Origin of the sequence: Geobacter sp. OR-1, from assembly GCF_000813145.1 — a bacterium.
In the GTDB taxonomy this organism is placed as follows: Bacteria; Desulfobacterota; Desulfuromonadia; order Geobacterales; family DSM-12255; genus Geoanaerobacter.
Genome location: NZ_BAZF01000001.1, coordinates 241689 through 260495, shown reverse-complemented (window position 1 = coordinate 260495; position 18807 = coordinate 241689). Strand labels below are relative to the sequence as shown.

Genomic DNA, 18807 nt, shown 5'->3' with positions numbered 1-18807 from the left:
GATGCTTCGGCATCTCCCCTTTTTTGCTATTATCTGCTTCCAGCCAGCGGCCGGTTTACCCCTTACTGCTGCCTTTTACCGATGATCAGCTCATCCTCGTTGAAAACTTCGGCGCTGAAAACGTAGATATCGGTATTCTCTTTCCAGTCGTCTTTACCCATGCCGGCCTTCAGGGCCGTCTGCTGCAGAAAGGTATCGCGGTCCCAGCCGTATTCGGTGGCCACCTGGGGGAGCAGGACCCCGCGGTGGAAATTCCTCTCCATGTAGATGCCGTGTGTACCGACATGGATCTCATCGATGGCGGCAATTTTCTGCAAAGGCGACAGCACCGATATTTCCAGGGCGAAGTTGTCGAGGTCCTGCTTCTTCATCGGATAGAATCTCGGATCCTTGGTCGCGGCCGCTGTTGCCATTTCCGGCACCAGTTTGCAGAGCGGTTTGTCCGAGATAAAATTACCGATACAGCCACGCAATTTTTCGTCCACCTTGATGGTGACAAAACAGCCGAAGCATTGTTGGAGTTTTTCGGATTTTGCCTCCCGGGTCGATACGGAACCGGTCGATACGAAAGAGGTTATCGCTTCCCGGGCGATGTGCAGCAGTTGCCGCCGGTCATCTTTGCCAAACATCTTTGCCATGCAAAATCCTCCTCTTGGGGTTGCTAAGGGTGCGCTAATGTACTATATTCAGTAGGCATTTGACAAGCTATACCTGACAATCCGGACATTTCGTTCCAAACGAATTTGAACGGATGGGTGTTTCGGGGCAACAATGAAAGTGACCATAAAGCTGGTTGGGCCATTTCGGGACGGTCGATTTAAGGAAAATGTCCGTGAGTATCCTTCTGCAGTATCCGTGCTGGAGGTGGTTGACGAGCTCCGGATACCCAGGCCCCTTCTCGGTATCGTGCTTATCAATGACATCCATGCACGCATCGAAGATGAACTCCATGATGGCGATACCTTGTGTCTGTTGCCGTTACTGGATGGCGGGTAACCACGGAAGATGAATCATTGCTCTGCATAGCCTGTGCGCCTGAAACAAGGAGAAACCGACATGAAATGTTTCACCTCTGATCCGGCATCTGAACCAGCCTCGGTGTTGTATGCGCGTTGTACGGTCGATCTCGGGAGCGGCAAAACCCGCTATGAAGATGTTCCCTGCCGCAATCTGGAGGATGTTCTGGGCGGGTTCGGCCGTTCCTTCCAGATTCTGGCCGAACGCGACATCAGGGACGCCTATTGCGATGCCAACCCGCTCATCGTCAATACCGGCCTCTTAACCGGCAGCAGCGCCATGACCGGTTTGCGCACCTATTTTTCCGGCTACAGCCCGATCAAAGAGTCGAGGAAGGGTTTGCCTGCAGCCATCTGGTCGACCGGCAGCGGCAATTTCGGCGCCAAGTTCAAGTGGACCGGCCTGGACGAACTGATCTTCGAAAACCGCTCCCCTGAACCGGTCTATGCCTTGATCAGGGAGTCTGTTGATGGCCCGGTGGTGGAGCTGAAGCCGGCCGGTCACCTGGTCGGCCTTTCCACCCACGCCAAGATGATGGCTCTGCAGAATGAATACGGCAGCAATGCCCATTTTGCGGCGATCGGCCAGGCCGGTGAGCAGTGGGAGAATGTCTACATGGGCGCGGTAGCGCTGTCGACCGACAACCAGCTTAAATCCGGAGAGGATAAAATGCGTTTCGCCGGCCGCGGCGGCATGGGGAGCCTCATGGGATACAAGAACCTCCTCGCCCTGGTGGCTCAGAGCAGCGACAAGATCAAGCCCCTGACAGCTGAGGTGAAGAAGGTAAACATCAATGTCGTCAAAGGGGGCGGTTCGGCGCGGCTTCAGCCGATCAGCCGCGGTGGCGGCGGCGGAACCTGGGCTGCTTACGATGTCATGCAGGTCTTTAATGCCGTGCCGGTGAACAATTTCCGGCCCCAGGGAAACGATCTGCCGGAGAAGCTGTTCCGGGAAAATGTTGAGCCGCAGTTCGTGATCAAGTCGGAAGCCTGCTTCCGCTGCGGGATAACCTGCCATAACAATGTCCACGAAAAGAGGGGAGACGGCAGCGCCGGCAGGTTTCTGGCCAAGTTCGACTACGAACCGCTCAATCTCCTCGGCACCAACCTGGGGATCCATGATGCGGCGCAGGCGGCCAGCCTGATCCACCTGAGCGACAATTACGGCATGGACTCCATCTCCCTGGGAGTGACCGTCTCTTACGTGCTCTCCTACAACGAGAGGCATCCGGAACAGCCGCTCCTGAACGGCGCTCGCTTCGGAGAATACGCCGGGATCAGGGAACTGGTCGAGCAGGCCGGAACCGGGAATCTGCCTGAGATCGGGCACGGCTCCAAACGCCTCTCCGAGAGTACCGGCGAGACCTCCTACGCCTACCATGTCAAGGGTCTGGAACTGCCGGCTTATCAGCCCGAAACCAATCCTGGCTATGCCTGGGCCATCGCCGGCGGCCATATGTCGATGGGAACGTACGGGCTCCTGACCCGCGAGGGGAAGTCGGATATGGACTCCTGGGTCGAGGGGATCACTAGAACCAAGCTCCAGATTGTCGGCTTCGACATGATAGGCCTCTGCAAGTTTTTCGATATAACCAAGGGGATCTGCACCCAGATGGTGGTGGACTGCATCAAGAGCGAGTTCGATATGGACGTGACCGCAGAAGACCTGGCCGCCGCCGTGCGCAGGGCTTTCTTGCGCGGTCTGGCCCTGGAGCTGCGGCAGGGGTATGAAAAGTCCGAGTACACCCTTCCTGCCGAGGTGTGGGAACGGCCGAACCAGAATATCAAGCTCCCCAATATTACCAGCCCGGAATTTATTGCCGAGCTTCAGAAACGGGTCTGGGAGATCTTCGAGCCGGAGTTGGAGGGGCTTTTGCCCGAGATCGGACAGAAAGGCCGATGAGGGACGGGATGGAGATTCTGGGGAAGCAGTTTATCGACGGAAAGCGGAGCGAAGAGTCGGGGACCAGGTTCTGTTCGTTAGATGCCGCAACCGGCGAGCCCCTGGAGTACGAGTTCTTTGTCGCGACTGACGCCGAGATCTCTCGTGCCGCTGCTACTGCTGGCGCGGCCTTTACGATTTACCGCAAGTCGGGCTTGGAGGAGCGGGCGCAGTTTCTGGAAGCCATCGCCGAAGAGATCGACAGTCTTGACGACAGGTTCGTACAGATAGTAATGCGGGAGACCGGCCTCCCTGAGCCGCGGATACGCGGCGAGCGGCTGCGCACCAGCAATCAGCTGCGACTCTTTAGCGCGGTGGTCCGCCGCGGCGATTTCCTCGGAGCACGCATTGATACCGCTCTTCCGGACCGGCAGCCTCTGCCGCGCCCGGATATCCGCCAGTACCGAATAGGAACAGGCCCGGTGGCGGTGTTCGGCGCCGCAAATTTCCCGCTGGCATTTTCGGTAGCCGGTGGCGATACCGCATCGGCCCTTGCCGCCGGTTGCCCGGTCGTAGTCAAGGCCCACTCTGCGCACCCGACCACCTCGGAACTGGTTGCCTGCGCTGTGGTCAGAGCCGTTGAGCGAAGCGGTGTCCCCAAAGGGGTATTCGCCATGCTGTTCGGCGACAATGCCGGAGCAGCGCTGGTCAGATGTCCGGAGATCAAGGCGGTAGGCTTTACCGGGTCGCTGGCCGGCGGCAGGGCGCTCTCTGAAATCGCAGCCGCCCGCCCCGAGCCGATCCCGGTATTTGCGGAAATGTCGAGCGTCAACCCGGTCATCCTGCTTCCCGGAGCTTTACGGGAGCGGGGGAGCGTGATCGCATCGGGCTTAGCTGCCTCTGTGACCCTGGGCGCCGGCCAGTTCTGCACCAACCCCGGGTTGGTCATCGGCATTGCGGGGGAACCCTTCGATACTTTCTGTCAGATGCTTAGCCTGGAAATAATGAGCAGGCCGCCGCTGGTCATGCTCAGCCGGCCGATTCTCCTGAACTACCAGGAAGGGATCAGGAGGCTTTCGCAGCTTTCGGGCATGGAACTGCTTGGCGGTGCCATTACCGAGGGTGATCGTGCCGCGGCGTGCCTGTTCCGCGCGCCGCCCGAGCTGTTAAGATGCGAAACCCGGCCTCTGGAAGACGAGGTTTTCGGGCCGGTCACGGTGCTGGTTGCGGTAAAGGATCTTCAGGAGCTGCGGGAAATAATCCCGGACCTCGGGGGGCATCTCGCTGCCGGCCTGTTTGCCGCCGCCAGCGAGCTTTCCGATGCCGGGCCGATTGTCGAGCTGCTTGAAACCCGTGTCGGAAGGGTCATCCTCAACGAATTTCCCACCGGCGTCGAGGTCTGCGATGCCATGACGCACGGCGGACCATTCCCAGCCACATCGGACAGCCGTTGCACATCGGTCGGCACTCTGGCTATCGACCGGTTCCTTCGCCCGGTATGCTATCAGGGGTATCCGGACATCATGCTGCCGCCGGCATTGCAGGATGCCAACCCTTACGGCCTGCTCCGTCTGGTCAACGGCAAATGGTCTGCAGGTGGTATACGACTGGCTGATGATAAACATGAGATTGGTAGACATTAATAATGCCGCTTCTGATTGCCGGAAAAATTCAGTTGCTAATGTGATAAGTATACCGTATACACTTTGTAACATACTGAAATAAACCGGATAAAAATTAACGCGACTAAAGAAAAAACTCTTGACTTTTGATGTTATGGGAGTATATTCCCCTGTCGTTGTGACTTTACAATCGATGCGCTTTGCGCAAGAAAACACAAAAAGAAAGGACTAGACAATTATGAAGAAGCTCGTAACCCTCGCACTCTGTCTCTCTGTAGCAATGGCTTTTGGATGCAAGAAGAAAGAAGAAGCTCCGGCTCCGGCTCCGGCTGCTGAAGCTCCTAAGGCTCCTGAAGCACAGAAGCCGATGTCTTCTGCCCAGGCTCCTGCTGCTCCTGCAGCACCCGCAGCTCCTGCTGCTCCCGAGAAAAAGTAAGTTTCTTACTTTTCCGGACCTGTACTGAAAATGGCCTGCAGGCATGGTTCTGCAGGCCATTGCTTTATCTTAATTACGAACGGAGAGTAGTATGGAAAGAACATTTGCCATCATCAAGCCCGATGCCGTCGAGCGCAACATTTCCGGCAAGATCATCAGCAAGATCGAGGAAGCTGGATTCAAGATCGTCGGGATGAAAAAGATTCACCTCAGCAAATCCCAGGCAGAAGGGTTCTACTATGTCCATAAGGAGCGCCCTTTCTTCAACGACCTCTGCACCTTCATGTCACGCAGCCCGGTCATTGTCATGGTGCTTGAGAAGGAAAACGCCATTGCCGCCTGGCGGACCCTGATGGGAGCCACCAACCCGGCCAATGCCGAGCCCGGTACCATCCGCAAGGAGTTTGCCAAGAACATCGAAGAGAACTCTTCACACGGTTCCGATGCCCCGGAAACTGCGGCATTCGAAATCCCTTACTTCTTCAGCGCCCTCGAACTGGTCTGATCCCGGAAGGTATAGGAATCCAAGCCCTCTGCCGTAGAGGGCTTTTTTCGTGAAACAATGAACGCTAAAGCAGACCTGAAAAACTTTACGCTTCCCGAACTGGAACAGTTCCTCTCCGGTCAGGGGAAGGAGCGTTTTCGCGCCACCCAGATCTTCAAGTGGCTGTACCAGAAAGACGCCCGGACCTTTAGCGATATGACCAACCTCTCCAAGGATCTCCGCTGCGAGCTCGAAGAGACGGCCTTCATCAGCAACCTCGATGCCACAACAGTCGAAGTGGGGCGGGACGGCACCAGGAAGTATCTGTTCACCTTCAGCGACGGCGAGGCAGTGGAGTCGGTGCTGATCCCGGACGAAGGGCGCAATACCCTCTGCATATCATCACAGGTCGGCTGCGCCATGCAGTGCGAGTTCTGTCTCACCGGCACGTTTAAACTCTCCCGCAACCTGACTGCGGCCGAGATCGTGAACCAGGTCTGTGCGGTCCGCAGGGATGCCCCTGTGACCAATATCGTCTTCATGGGGATGGGGGAACCGCTGCACAACCTGGAAAATGTCATCCGGGCAATCCGGATACTGCTCGATGACAACGGGCTGCAGTTCTCGACCCGGCGGGTAACGGTCTCAACCAGCGGTCTGGTCCCGGAAATGGCGGAACTCGGTCGTGCGGTCACCGTGAACCTGGCGGTCTCCCTGAACGCGACCACGGACGAACTGCGCAACCGTATCATGCCGATCAACCGCCGGTACCCGTTGGCAACACTCCTGAAAGCATGCCGGGATTTTCCGCTCCCGGGCCGGCGGAAGATTACGATCGAGTATGTGATGCTCGGCGGGGTCAATGATTCGCTGGATGACGCCAAGAGGCTGCTCCGGCTGATCAGCGATATTCCCAACAAGGTGAACCTGATACCGTTCAACGAACACGAAGGGTGCGAGTTCAGGGCGCCGACCCAGGCAGCCATAGATGCCTTTCACAAGTATCTCATCGACCGGCATGTCACTGTAATCACCCGCGACAGCAGGGGGGGCGACATTTCCGCGGCCTGCGGCCAGCTGAAGGGGAAGCTGGTGAAGCAGAACCGGTCCGACCATCCCTGAACATCCCTGCTCTATTCCCTCCGGGTAAACCCTGCTTGATCCAAACAGCAGCATTCCATGATACCGCCCTGTTTTAAGTCATCTTTTTGACTCTGATCGTATTGAAATTACTTCTTAAGTTTCCAAAACCTTTCGTCGATATAAGGGGTATAGAAACGAGAAGGAGTTTTTTCGTATGCAATGCAAGATCTTGTCGGACAATTTCCCTACCAACTGTATGGCGGTGCTGACGATCGGCGGATGCCTGATCTGGCTCTGCATGCCGGGCTACCTGGGGATGCAGAGGCTGGAGGCGGCAGGCGTGATTTCGGTATCCATGCTTGTCATGTATTATGTGCTTACCTATCTGGAGCGAACCGCCCGTCTCAGCCAGATCAAGAAAAACTGGGAGCTGGCCGGCGAAAAGGTCCATCTGATGGAGAGCATCAGCAAGCTGGAGGAAAATTATCTGTCGACCATCCAGTCGATAGCTGCGGCGATCGATGCGAATGCCACCTATTCGAGCGGCCATTCGGCCCGGGTCGCCGGGTTTGCGGTCAAGATCGGCCGGGCCATGGGGCTGTGTCAGGACGAGCTTGATTCCCTGGAACGGGCGGCCCTGCTCCATGATATCGGCACCATTTACATTCCGGACCATGTCTGGCGGAAAGAAGGTCCGCTGACGGTCGAGGAGCAGTCGCTGGTGCGGCAGCATTCGGTCCTGGGCGCCGAGATCATCGACTCGGTAAAATCCCTGAAGCAGGAGAGCCTGGCGATCATGCATCATCACGAGCGCTATGACGGGACTGGCTACCCGTACGGGCTCAAGGGTCTGGCCATCCCGCTCGAATCCAGAATTCTGGCCGTTGCCGATGCCTTTGACGCCATGACCTCGGAACGCCCCTACCGGGATGTCCTGAACATGAGGGATGCCCTGGAGGAGCTGTATTCCAATGCCGGCAGCCAGTTCGATCCGCGAGTGGTCGAGGGTTTCCTGACCGTGCTTGATGACATCACCCGTGAGACCGAAGTGGTGACGTTTGCCAATAAGCGCTTCGGGGCCAGGGTCTACAGCATGGTCGGCAACTGCTGATCCGCGGTCCGGTTTGCCTGGTGGCGGTTGTCCGTCAGTGCGGTGAGGTGACAATGATCAGGCTCAGACGAAAGTGATTTTCACCAGCAGTGCGTTTTATTCGGGACGGCGTTTGCCGTCCCGTTTTTGTCGGTTGATCGGATTAAATTTCCCATTTATATGCAGGTAGTTCCACCGGTCCGGAATCCCCCTTTTTGCTTGACTTCGCAGCATGATATGGTCTATTTTGCCAGTTTGTTGATCAGCTGGAAATGCCTTGTCTTTTCGGTTTAAAAGGGGATTTATGGAAGAACTCAGTGAGCTGTTGCTGCAGAGAAGAAGGAAAGTCGATACCCTGTGGGAGGCGGGGATAAACCCGTACCCCAATGACTTCAGGCCGACCCATTCTTCTGCCGGTATTTTGCAGGAATTCGGATCAATACAGGAAATACCCGAGCAGTCGGCAACCTATGTGGTGGCCGGCAGGATAATCGCCCGGCGTTCGTTCGGCAAGGCCGCCTTTGTCCAGTTGCAGGACCGTAAGGGGCGGCTGCAGATCTATGTCCGGAAAGACACGCTCGGTGAGGAGGGGTTCGCAAATTTCGATTCATTTGACATCGGCGATATAATCGGCGCCGAGGGGTGGCCGTTTCGGACCAAGACCGGGGAACTCTCCCTGCACGTCACGTCGATCCGGTTGCTGACCAAATCGTTGCTCCCCTTGCCGGAGAAATTCCACGGCCTTACCGATGTGGAAACGAGATACCGGCAGAGATATGTGGACCTGATCGTCAATCCGGAAGTGCGCGAAGTCTTTGTCAAGCGATCCAGGGTGATCAACCTGATCCGTGAATTCATGGTGAATAACGATTTCCTCGAAGTCGAGACCCCCATGATGCATCAGATCCCGGGCGGCGCGACGGCGCGGCCGTTTGTCACCCATCATAACGCCCTGGATATGGAGCTGTATCTCCGTATTGCGCCGGAACTGTATCTGAAAAGGCTCGTGGTCGGCGGGTTCGAGCGCGTTTTCGAGATCAACCGGAATTTCCGCAACGAAGGGATTTCCATCCGCCACAATCCCGAATTCACCATGATGGAGTTCTACCAGGCCTATGCCACTTACGAAGACCTGATGGACTACACGGAAAAGCTCCTGTGCCATGTCGCCATGGAACTGCTCGGCACGCTCGAGTTCCCGTATCAGGGGCACACGATCAACTTTAACCGGCCCTGGCGGCGGTTGACCGTGCTTGAGGCGATCGTCGAATTCGGTGATATCGATGCCAAAAATCTGGCCGACCGTGACCTGGCCTATGCCTATGCCAAGAGTATCGGACTGGACCTGCCGGAAGACATCGGATACGGCAAGCTGGTTACCGAGATTTTCGAAGAAGTGGCCGAGACCAAGCTGATTCAGCCGACGTTCATCACTGCCTATCCGACCGAGGTTTCGCCGCTGTCGCGCAAGAATGACCAGGATCCGGAGATCGTGGACCGTTTCGAGCTTTTCATTGCCGGCCGCGAGCTTGCCAATGCCTTTTCCGAGCTTAATGACCCGGTCGACCAGAAGGAGCGGTTCCTGGCCCAGGTTGCGGCCAAGGACAAAGGGGACGAAGAGGCGCATTACATGGATGAGGACTACATCCGTGCCCTGGAGTACGGGTTGCCTCCGACGGCCGGCGAGGGGATCGGCATTGACCGGCTGGTCATGCTGCTCACAGATTCCGCGTCCATTCGCGACGTCATCCTCTTTCCGCAGCTGCGGAAGGAAAAGTAAAGTGTGAAACGTGAAAAGTGAAATGTAAGAAACCGCGTTAGATTTAGTTTTTTCACTATTTACCATTCACTATTCACAGGTTTTTATGCCCTACGAACTCTTCATCGGTCTCCGCTATCTCAAGGCGAAGCGGAAATCAACGTTCATCTCCATAATTACCGTTATCTCTACGAGCGGCGTGGCCCTCGGCGTGCTTGCGCTCATCGTGGTGCTGGCGGTGATGACTGGTTTCGAGGAGTCGCTCAAGACCAAGATCATGGGGACCAACGCCCATGTCGTGGTGCTTGGCGGCGCCAACGGCATTGATGACTCCAACGGTCTGATCGACCGGGTGAAGAAGTTCGAGGGGGTGCAGGCGGCGACGCCGTTCATCTACAGCCAGGTGATGCTGACCAGCGGCAAGAACGTTTCGGGCGTGGTGCTGCGCGGGATCGACCTGGCCACGGACGGTAAGGTCACCAATCTCCATAAGTCGGTCAGCGATGGCAAAATTGCCGATCTCGAGCCGGTTTCGGGCGCTCCCCTGGCAGGCGCCGAACCGCCTCTGCCCGGCATAATGATCGGTCGCGAACTCTCCAGAAATCTCAATCTCTATGTGGGAGACACGCTGAATGTGGTCTCACCCATGGGGAACATCACCCCTCTCGGCATGATACCGAAGATGAAGAAGTTCCGGGTCGTGGCGCTTTTCAATACCGGTATGTACGAGTATGACTCCACCCTTGCCTATGTGGCGCTTTCAGAGGCCCAGGATTTTCTCGGCATGGGCGGCAGTGTCACCGGGATCCAGCTGAAGGTGGCCGATGTCTACAAGACCGGCGAACTGGTGAAGAAGCTTAATGCCGGGCTCGGTGCGCGATACCATGCCCGGGACTGGATGCAGATGAACAAGAACATCCTGTTCGCCCTCAAGACCGAGAAGATGGTGATGTTCATCATTCTGACACTCATAGTCCTGGTTGCCGCTTTTGGCATCGCATCGACCCTGTTCATGGTTGTCATGGAAAAAACCAAGGATATCGCCATTCTCAAGTCGATGGGCGCTACCGGCCGCAGCATCATGAAGATTTTTGTCCTGGAAGGGTTGATCATCGGCGTTACCGGGACGTTCATCGGCACCATCGGCGGACTGCTGATTGCCTGCAACCTGGAACAGATCGTCGATGTTATCCAGCGGCTTACCGGTTTCGAGCTGTTCAGCAAGGATGTGTACTACCTTGACCATTTCCCGTCGCAGGTAGTTCCGGGCGATGTGGCCATGATCTGCGTTACGGCAATAGCGATTTCGTTTATCGCCACACTCTACCCGGCCTGGCAGGCATCGCGGATGGCCCCTGCGGAAGCGCTCAGGTATGAATAGTTTCCTTGAGGTCAGGGGGGTCCACAAGTCCTTCGGCAGCGGCGATGCCCGGGTCGATGTCCTGAAGGGGATAGACCTTGAATTTGCCGAGGGTGAGACCATCGCACTCGTAGGGGCATCCGGAGCGGGCAAGAGCACCCTGCTGCATATTCTCGGTACCCTTGATCGCCCCAGCTCAGGCAGTGTCCTGTTTCAGGGCGAAGATGTATTCAAGACCGGCGACCAGGGGCTGGCATCGTTCCGGAACCGGTCCATCGGGTTCGTGTTCCAGTTCCATCATCTGCTCCCGGAATTCACGGCAGTGGAGAACGTGATGATGCCGCTGCTCATTAGCGGGGGAAAAAGGATCGAAGCTGCCGAAGTCGCGTCCCAGCTGCTTCGGGATGTCGGTCTGGGGCACCGGTTCTCGCACCGCCCCGGAGAGCTGTCCGGCGGGGAGCAGCAGCGCGTTGCGATTGCCCGGGCCCTGGTCGGGTCTCCGCAGCTGCTTCTGGCTGATGAGCCTACCGGCAATCTTGATATGAAAACCAGCGACGAGATTCACGGCCTGCTGGGGGAAATCCATGCCAGCCGCAGATTGACCATGATCATCGTAACTCATAACGAAAGGCTGGCCGGCCGCATGGGCCGCACGATCCGGCTGGTTGACGGCCGAATCGGATCATAGTGCCGGTGCGGTCATTGCACCGCGCAAATTTCGCCGGATTTTGCTTCCTGCCCCTGTTGCGGTTCACTGAATCGATTTGGAGGACTTTTGGTTATATGGTTTGGTAAAATATGCGCTCTCATTCTCCTGCTCATTACGGTGGCCGCAGGATATGCCGGCGCTGAGGGTGAGCGGATTGCCGAAGTCCGGGTTTCGGGTAACAGGAGGATCGAATCCGATGCCATCAGGAACGCCTTGATGATAAAAGCCGGAGACCTGCTCTATCTGGACAAGGTTGATGCCGATGTCCGGGCCGTGTACAAGCTGGGTCATTTCCAGGATGTCAAGGCCGAGACAACTCCGGGTGACAAAGGTCTGATCCTTACCTATACCGTGTCCGAAAGGCCGGTGGTCAGGGATGTCAAGATCGAGGGAAACAAGGAGCTTTCCGCGGAAAAGATCAAGGAAGCCCTGGAAGTCAAGCCCAACTCGATCTATTCTGCCAAGGACCTGGCGCGAAGCATCAGGAAAATCAAGAAGCTGTATGCTGACGAAGGCTACTATCTGGCTGAAGTGGAGAGTGCCACCGAAAAGCGGGGGGATACCGATCTCAAGGTGGTGCTCAAGATCACCGAGGGGAAGAAGATCCTGATTCAGGAGCTCCTTTTTACCGGCAACAAATCGTTTACCCGCCGCAAGCTCAAGGGGTTGATGGAGACGACCGAAGATTGGTGGCTTTCCTGGCTGACCGGCGCCGGGGTGTACAAGGAAGAAGTTCTCAAGAACGACATGGCCCTGATTGCGGATTTTTATTTCAATAACGGCTATGTGAATGTGAAGGTTGCCGAGCCCCGCGTCGAACTGCTCCCTGACAAGAGAGGTCTCCAGGTCCAGATCGATATCAGGGAAGGGGACCAGTACCGGGCCGGGTCGATCGATTTCAAAGGCGATCTCCTGGAAAAGAGCGAAGAGCTCTCCAAGAAGCTGAAGCTGAAAAGCGGGGAGATCTTCAGCCGGGCAATACTGAGAAATGACGTCTTTATCCTGACTGACGTGTATGCGGACCAGGGGTATGCCTTTGCCAACGTGAACCCGGTGACGCGGGTCAACCCGGAAGCCAAGACCGTGGACATTACCTTTGACATGGAGAAGGGTGACAAGGTCTACATCGACCGGATCACTATCGCCGGTAACCCCAAGACCAGGGACAAGGTAGTCCGTCGTGAGCTGAAACTCGCTGAGGGAGATCTGTACAGCGGCACCGGGCTGAAGAAAAGCAAGCAGAACCTGATGAACCTGGGCTTTTTTGAAGAGGTCACCATTGCCACCGAGCGCGGCTCTGCCGATAACAGGCTCAATCTCAAGGTCGATGTCAAGGAGAAGCCCACCGGCACTTTCAGTATCGGCGCCGGCTACAGTTCTCTGGATGGCTTCATCGGTCAGGGTTCGGTGCAGCAGTCCAACTTCTTCGGTCTGGGGCTGAAGGCGAACGCATCGGCTTCCATCGGGGGCAAATCCAGTACCTACAGCTTTGGGCTCACCGATCCGTATTTCCTGGATTCCAAGTGGACAGTCGGCGCGGATCTGTACCGGTCGCAAAGGGATTACATTGATTACACCCGCCGGGCGATCGGCGGTGACCTCAAGGCCGGGTATCTGATCAGCGACACCTTGAGCACCTTCTGGATCTACAAGTATGAGCAGAAAGAGATATTCAACCTCTCGCAGGCGTTTATCCTCAGCAAGCAGGAATTTGAGCCGACGTCAACGACCAGCTCGATAACCGCCAGTGTGACGAGCAATAACACCGACTACCGGATGGACCCGACAACCGGCACGATGAGCACGCTCTCTGCCGAATTTGCCGGGCTTGGCGGAACCAGCCGGTATGCCCGTTATATCGGCGAAGCAACATATTTCACGCCGCTGGTCTGGAACAGCGTGTTTTCCGTTCGCGGCGTTCTAGGGCATATCCAGGGGCTGGGGAAGGATATCCCGATCGACGAGAAGTTTTATCTCGGCGGGATCAACACCCTGCGCGGTTTCGGCGGCAGGACAGTCAGCCCTTACAAGATCGTTGACAGCAGGTCGGATGTGAACGCCACAAACGCGGTTATCCGGTCCTATACCGGCGGGACCACCGAAGCGATCTTCACTGCCGAGATTACCATGCCGCTCCTCAAGGAGGCCGGCCTCAAAGGGGTGTTGTTCTTTGACACCGGCAACTCTTACGACAAACCGAGCCAGATGTTCTCGGTCATGCGGAGCAGCTACGGTTTCGGCGTGCGCTGGTTTTCGCCGATCGGGCCGTTGCGGCTTGAATACGGCATCCCGCTCAATCCGCGCGAGGGCATTGACAGCAGAAGCGGCAAGATCGAATTTTCCATCGGGAGCTTTTTCTGATAACCACAAAGGAGAACTGTATGAAATCAGGGATTATCGGGTTACTTGTATCATTGTTACTTCTCGGGGCCGCGCATGCGGATGCTGCAGAATCGACGAAGATCGGGGCTGTCGACATCCAGAAGGTGCTGTTCAATTCCGATGCCGGCAAGGCCGCCAAGGAGCAGCTCGCCGCAAAGATTGCCAAGCACGAATCCGAGAAAAACACCAGGGAAGACGAGCTGAAAAAGCTCAAGACCGATCTGGAAAAGCAGAACATTCTGCTGAACGAATCGGCCCGCAATGCCAAGGAAAAGGATTACCAGCAGAAGCTCAAGGAATACCAGCGGTTCATCAAGGACGTGAACGACGAGCTGCAGGCCAAGGACGAAGAGCTGAAGAACAAGATCATCGAGGAAGCGTTCCGGACCACCCAGGAGTACGGGAAGAAGAACGGTTTTTCCCTGATCCTGGCCAAGAGCGAGATGCTGATGTACTTTGACGAAAATGTCGATCTGACCGATGAGATCGTCAAGCAGATGAACGGCAAAAAGGACAAGAAATAATGCCGTCGGGCTGGATGGAGATGCCGTTATGACCAAGTCCTTGCAGGAACTGGCAGAGTTTCTCGGCGCCAGGGTCATCGGCGACCCGGCCGTGGTTGTCACCGGCCTGGCATCCTTGGATGATGCGGTCGAGGGTGAGATCTCCTTTCTGGCCAACCCGAGGTATGCCCCCAAGGTTGCCGCCACCAAGGCATCGGCCGTGGTACTGCCGCCCGGAGCGGACAGTCACGGCAGAAACGTGATCGAAACACCGAACCCGTATCTTGCCTTTGCCAAGCTGCTGACTCTTTTCCATGTTGCGCCCCCGGAACCGATGGGGGTCATGGACGGGGCACTGGTCGGGAAGAATGTCACTATCGGCGCGGACATAACGGTCTACCCCGGCGCAACGATCATGGATGGCGTCAAGCTGGGGAACCGGTCGGTCGTTTACCCCGGCGCGGTCCTTTACCCGGGGGTCGAGGTCGGCGATGACGTCACCATTCACGCCAACGTGGTTATCCGCGAACGGTGCATTATCGGCAACCGGGTGATCATCCAGAGCGGGGCCGTTATCGGCAGCGACGGCTTCGGCTATGCGCCGGACAACGGGCAATGGTACAAGATCCCCCAGATCGGGATCGTAATCGTTGAAGACGATGTGGAAATCGGGGCCAATTGCGCCATTGACCGGGCGGCGCTGGATGTTACCCGGATCGGCCGGGGCACCAAGATCGACAACCTGGTGCAGATCGCCCACAACTGCGTGATCGGCGAGGACTGCATGATCGTCTCCCAGGTCGGGATTTCCGGGAGCACCAGGCTCGGCAACCATGTCACCCTGGCCGGCCAGGTCGGGGTGGTAGGACATCTCACCATCGGCGACAACGCCATCGTCGGGGCCAAATCCGGGATAGCCGGCAGTCTCCCTGCCGGAAGCCAGGTAAGCGGCATTCCCGCCTATGATCACCGCCAGTGGCTCAAGACCTCTGCAGTGGTGCCGAAGCTGCCTGATGTCAAAAAGAGCGTATCCGCCCTGGAAAAGCGGGTAGCGGAGCTGGAAAAACTGCTGCAGCAGGAAAACCGATAGTCTGAGACCAATCCTTTGATTGTTCATAAACAGGAGGGCACCATGATAATGGATGTAAACCAGATAATGAAGATACTCCCGCACCGGTTTCCGTTTCTGTTGGTTGACAGGGTTGTGGAGCACGATCCGGGCAAGAGGATTGTGGCGATCAAGAACGTGACCATTAACGAGCCGTTCTTTCCCGGCCATTTCCCGGGACATCCGGTCATGCCGGGCGTGCTGATCATCGAGGCAATGGCGCAGGTCGGCGGGATCCTTGCCTATCTGGCGACAGGTGACGATCCTCAGAATAAAGTATGTTATTTCGGCTCTATTGACGAAGCGAAGTTCAGAAAGCCTGTTGTCCCCGGAGACCAGCTCAGGATAGAGATTGACGTGATCGCCTGCAAGCGCGGGATATGGGTATTTTCCGGCAAGGTTTTTGTCGAGGGCAAACTGGTGACTGAAGCCAAGTTAAAGGCCACTTTAGCAGACAAGGATACGGAGTAAATAATGATACATCAAACAGCGATTGTCCATCCGGGGGCCCAGATTGCCCCAGATGTCGAGATCGGGCCGTACGCGGTGATCGGAGAGCATGTCAAGATCGGGCGCGGCACCAAGATCGGCGCTCATGCGGTGATCGACGGCTGGACCACCATCGGCGAAGAGAACCAGATTTTCCAGATGGCCGCCATCGGCGCTGCTCCGCAGGATTTGAAATACAAGGGTGAGGAAACGCTGGTCATCGTGGGCGACCGGAACGTGATCCGCGAATTTGCCACCATCCACCGCGGAACCGTCAGCGGCCGGAAGCAGACGGTTGTAGGGAGCGGCAACATGCTGATGGCCTATTCCCACGTTGCCCATGACTGCATCCTCGGCGACGGCATTGTGATGGCCAATGCCACTGCCCTGGCCGGACATGTCTCGGTGGACAGCTATGCCATCCTGGGCGGCCTGGTCGCCATCCACCAGTTCGTCAATATCGGCGGCTATGTGATGATCGGCGGGGGGACCATGGTCGGCCACGATATCCCGCCGTTTACCATTGCCGCTACCTGTGACAAACGCGACGCCTCCCTGCGCGGCCTGAACCTGATCGGTCTCAAGCGGCGCGGCTTCAGCCCGGAGGTGATTTCCGACCTGAAAAAGGCCTATCGGATTCTGGCATTTTCCAAGCTGAAGCTCCCCGATATCCTGGCCAAGATCAAGAGTGAGGTCAGACGGTCGCAGGAAGTGGACTACTTTGTGAATTTCATCGAGAAGTCCACGCGCGGAATCTGCCGGCCATGAACGGCTTGCTGTGCGACGAAGTAATGCCGTGTTCATCGAGGTGTGCATGACTATGATACGGACAGCGGTTGTTGGGGTCGGCTATCTGGGTAAGTTCCATGCCGACAAATTTGCCGCTTGCGATGGCGTGGAGCTGGTCGCCGTGTCGGATGCAGACCGGTCGCGGCTGGACGAGGTCGCCGGCCTGCTTGGTGTGGAAGCGGTGACCGATTACCGGGAGCTTGCCGGCCGGGTGGATGCGGTCAGCGTGGTGGTCCCGACCCGGGCCCATTTCGAGGTGGCCGAGTTCTTCCTCTCTCGCGGGGTGCATGTCCTGCTGGAAAAGCCGATGACCGCAACCCTGGAAGAGGCGGAGGCCCTGAACCGGATCGCCGCGGCACAGGGGGTAACCCTGCAGATCGGTTTCCTGGAGCGGTTCAATCCGGTGTATGCGGCCCTGCGCAGCAACCTGAAGACGCCGCGGTTCATTGAGGCGAGCCGGATCGGCCCGTTCAAGGCACGCGGCACCGACGTCAGCATCATCGTCGACCTGATGATCCATGATCTGGACATCATCCTCTCCCTGGTCGATTCGCCGCTGCGGGAAGTCCGGGCTACCGGAGCCCCGGTTTACAGCGACAAGATCGATATCGCCAATGCCCGGCTTGAGTTCGAGAACGGCTGCGTCGCCAATATCACTGCCAGCAGGATCAGCCTGAAAGGCGAGCGGCGGATGCGGATCTTCCAGGAAGACTCGTACCTGAACGTCGATTTCCAGGACCGCAAGATCATCCGGTTCTCAAAGGGGGAAGGGGAACAGCAGCCCGGGGTGCCGAACCTGGCCCGGGAAGAGCAGTCGTTCCCGGCCTCGGACCCGCTGCGTGACGAAATCGAGGCCTTTATTGCCGCGGTCCGTTCGGGTTCGACCCCGCCGGTTACCGGACTGGACGGTAAAAGGGCGCTGGCGGTGGCGTTGATGGTGGAAGATGCTGTGAAGGGTAAATTGTGAATGGTGAAAAGGAGATAAATCGATGATTCCAATGGTTGACCTGAAGGGGCAATATCATGCCTTGAAAGAAGAGATTGATGCCGGCGTTCTCGCCGCGCTTGAAAATACCCAGTTTATCCTCGGCCCGAACGTGGCCGCGTTTGAAAAAGAGACGGCCGAATATCTCGGCGTCAGGCATGCCATCGGCTGCGCCTCTGGCACCGATGCCCTGCACCTGGCCCTGGCCGCTGCAGGGATCGGATCGGGCGACGAGGTGATAACCACGCCGTTTACCTTTATCGCCACGGCAGAGGCGATCCGTTATGTCGGCGCCACTCCGGTCTTTGTCGATATCGATCCGCACAGTTTCAATATCGTTCCGAGCCTGATCGAAAAGGCGATTACCCCCCGCACCAAGGCGGTGCTTCCGGTGCACCTGTTCGGCCAGCCGGCGGACCTGAAGGCGATCGGGGAGATCTGCCGAAGCCGGGGACTGCTCCTGATCGAGGACTGCGCCCAGTCGTTCGGCGCCGACATCGGCGGCAAAATGACCGGTTCCTGGGGAACTGCCGGCTGCTTCAGCTTTTTCCCAAGCAAGAACCTCGGCTGCTACGGTGACGGCGGGCTGGTCACCACCAACGACGACGCGATTGCCGAGCAGATCAAGGTTCTCCGCAACCATGGCAGCAAGGTCCGTTACCACCATCATGTCATCGGCTACAACAGCCGTCTGGACGAGATCCAGGCCGTGATCCTGCGCATCAAGCTGAAGCGGATCGAGGAGTTCACCAAGGGGCGCAGAAGGGTTGCGCACCTGTACAGCTCGCTGCTGGCAGGCTCGGCCCTGACGCCGCCGGCTGAAGACGGCATCGGCACGCATGTCTACCATCAGTACACGACCCTTACCGGTAAGCGCGACGCTGTGATGGCCGCTCTGACCGAGGCGCAGATCGCATCCGCCGTCTATTACCCGATCCCGCTCCACAAGCAGGAGGTCTTTGCCGAGGCATACCAGGGGAAACAGCTCCCGGTCTCGGAAGAGGTTGCGGCGCGCTGCATGTCGCTGCCGGTGTTTCCGGAGATGACCGACGACCAGGTGCGCCGGGTGGTGGAGGTAATACGCTCGGTTTGACAGGTCAGCCTGGCAAC

Annotated in this window: 18 protein-coding genes; 17 read left to right on the top strand and 1 reads right to left on the bottom strand. The window is 57.2% G+C overall.

Annotated elements, in window-relative coordinates:
• Window positions 1-62: 62 nt before the first annotated feature.
• Window positions 63-638, bottom strand: coding sequence for an AmmeMemoRadiSam system protein A (gene amrA / locus OR1_RS01090; protein WP_041969414.1), 576 nt, complete (start codon window positions 636-638; stop codon window positions 63-65).
• A 133-nt stretch (window positions 639-771) separates the two neighbouring features.
• Between amrA and OR1_RS01085 the strand changes: the two genes are divergently transcribed.
• The 17 genes from OR1_RS01085 to OR1_RS01010 all read left to right on the top strand — a co-directional run bounded on the left by OR1_RS01085 (window position 772) and on the right by OR1_RS01010 (window position 18790).
• Window positions 772-996 carry a MoaD/ThiS family protein gene (locus tag OR1_RS01085; protein WP_041969413.1) on the top strand — a complete coding sequence of 75 codons (225 nt, stop codon included), beginning with the start codon at window positions 772-774 and terminating at the stop codon, window positions 994-996.
• A 60-nt stretch (window positions 997-1056) separates the two neighbouring features.
• The gene (locus OR1_RS01080) at window positions 1057-2919 is read left to right on the top strand and encodes an aldehyde ferredoxin oxidoreductase C-terminal domain-containing protein (RefSeq protein WP_041969412.1); all 1863 of its coding nucleotides are present in this window, start codon (window positions 1057-1059) and stop codon (window positions 2917-2919) included.
• An 8-nt stretch (window positions 2920-2927) separates the two neighbouring features.
• Window positions 2928-4541: an aldehyde dehydrogenase (NADP(+)) gene (locus tag OR1_RS01075; RefSeq protein ID WP_041969558.1), complete on the top strand. Its 1614-nt coding sequence runs from the start codon at window positions 2928-2930 to the stop codon at window positions 4539-4541.
• Between the two features lie 217 nt (window positions 4542-4758).
• Entirely contained in the window at window positions 4759-4956 is a 198-nt protein-coding gene (locus OR1_RS21330; protein WP_082002746.1) for a hypothetical protein, read from the top strand.
• 91 nt (window positions 4957-5047) lie between these two features.
• Window positions 5048-5461 (top strand): nucleoside-diphosphate kinase, encoded by a 414-nt coding sequence (gene ndk / locus OR1_RS01070; RefSeq protein ID WP_041969411.1) that lies wholly within the window; start codon window positions 5048-5050, stop codon window positions 5459-5461.
• A gap of 57 nt (window positions 5462-5518) precedes the next feature.
• On the top strand, window positions 5519-6562 hold the full coding sequence (gene rlmN / locus OR1_RS01065) for a 23S rRNA (adenine(2503)-C(2))-methyltransferase RlmN (RefSeq protein WP_041969410.1): 1044 nt from the start codon (window positions 5519-5521) through the stop codon (window positions 6560-6562).
• 175 nt (window positions 6563-6737) lie between these two features.
• Window positions 6738-7634 carry an HD-GYP domain-containing protein gene (locus OR1_RS01060; RefSeq protein ID WP_041969409.1) on the top strand — a complete coding sequence of 299 codons (897 nt, stop codon included), beginning with the start codon at window positions 6738-6740 and terminating at the stop codon, window positions 7632-7634.
• Window positions 7635-7917: 283 nt separating this feature from the next.
• Window positions 7918-9393, top strand: coding sequence for a lysine--tRNA ligase (gene lysS / locus OR1_RS01055; RefSeq protein ID WP_041969408.1), 1476 nt, complete (start codon window positions 7918-7920; stop codon window positions 9391-9393).
• An 85-nt stretch (window positions 9394-9478) separates the two neighbouring features.
• Window positions 9479-10753, top strand: coding sequence for a lipoprotein-releasing ABC transporter permease subunit (locus OR1_RS01050; protein WP_041969407.1), 1275 nt, complete (start codon window positions 9479-9481; stop codon window positions 10751-10753).
• Complete coding sequence (locus OR1_RS01045) at window positions 10746-11420, top strand: ABC transporter ATP-binding protein (protein ID WP_041969406.1); 675 nt, start codon at window positions 10746-10748, stop codon at window positions 11418-11420. Before OR1_RS01050 ends, OR1_RS01045 begins: the two co-directional genes overlap by 8 nt.
• 87 nt (window positions 11421-11507) lie before the next feature.
• On the top strand, window positions 11508-13802 hold the full coding sequence (gene bamA, locus OR1_RS01040; RefSeq protein ID WP_237754190.1) for an outer membrane protein assembly factor BamA: 2295 nt from the start codon (window positions 11508-11510) through the stop codon (window positions 13800-13802).
• 20 nt (window positions 13803-13822) lie between these two features.
• Window positions 13823-14347, top strand: coding sequence for an OmpH family outer membrane protein (locus OR1_RS01035; protein WP_041969405.1), 525 nt, complete (start codon window positions 13823-13825; stop codon window positions 14345-14347).
• Window positions 14348-14375: 28 nt separating this feature from the next.
• On the top strand, window positions 14376-15416 hold the full coding sequence (gene lpxD, locus OR1_RS01030; RefSeq protein WP_041969404.1) for a UDP-3-O-(3-hydroxymyristoyl)glucosamine N-acyltransferase: 1041 nt from the start codon (window positions 14376-14378) through the stop codon (window positions 15414-15416).
• Window positions 15417-15458: 42 nt separating this feature from the next.
• Window positions 15459-15905 (top strand): 3-hydroxyacyl-ACP dehydratase FabZ, encoded by a 447-nt coding sequence (gene fabZ / locus OR1_RS01025; RefSeq protein ID WP_041969403.1) that lies wholly within the window; start codon window positions 15459-15461, stop codon window positions 15903-15905.
• A 3-nt stretch (window positions 15906-15908) separates the two neighbouring features.
• On the top strand, window positions 15909-16691 hold the full coding sequence (gene lpxA, locus OR1_RS01020) for an acyl-ACP--UDP-N-acetylglucosamine O-acyltransferase (protein ID WP_041969402.1): 783 nt from the start codon (window positions 15909-15911) through the stop codon (window positions 16689-16691).
• Between the two features lie 46 nt (window positions 16692-16737).
• Window positions 16738-17679 (top strand): Gfo/Idh/MocA family protein, encoded by a 942-nt coding sequence (locus tag OR1_RS01015; protein ID WP_041969401.1) that lies wholly within the window; start codon window positions 16738-16740, stop codon window positions 17677-17679.
• A gap of 22 nt (window positions 17680-17701) precedes the next feature.
• Window positions 17702-18790 (top strand): DegT/DnrJ/EryC1/StrS aminotransferase family protein, encoded by a 1089-nt coding sequence (locus tag OR1_RS01010; protein WP_041969400.1) that lies wholly within the window; start codon window positions 17702-17704, stop codon window positions 18788-18790.
• The last annotated feature ends 17 nt before the right edge of the window (window positions 18791-18807 follow it).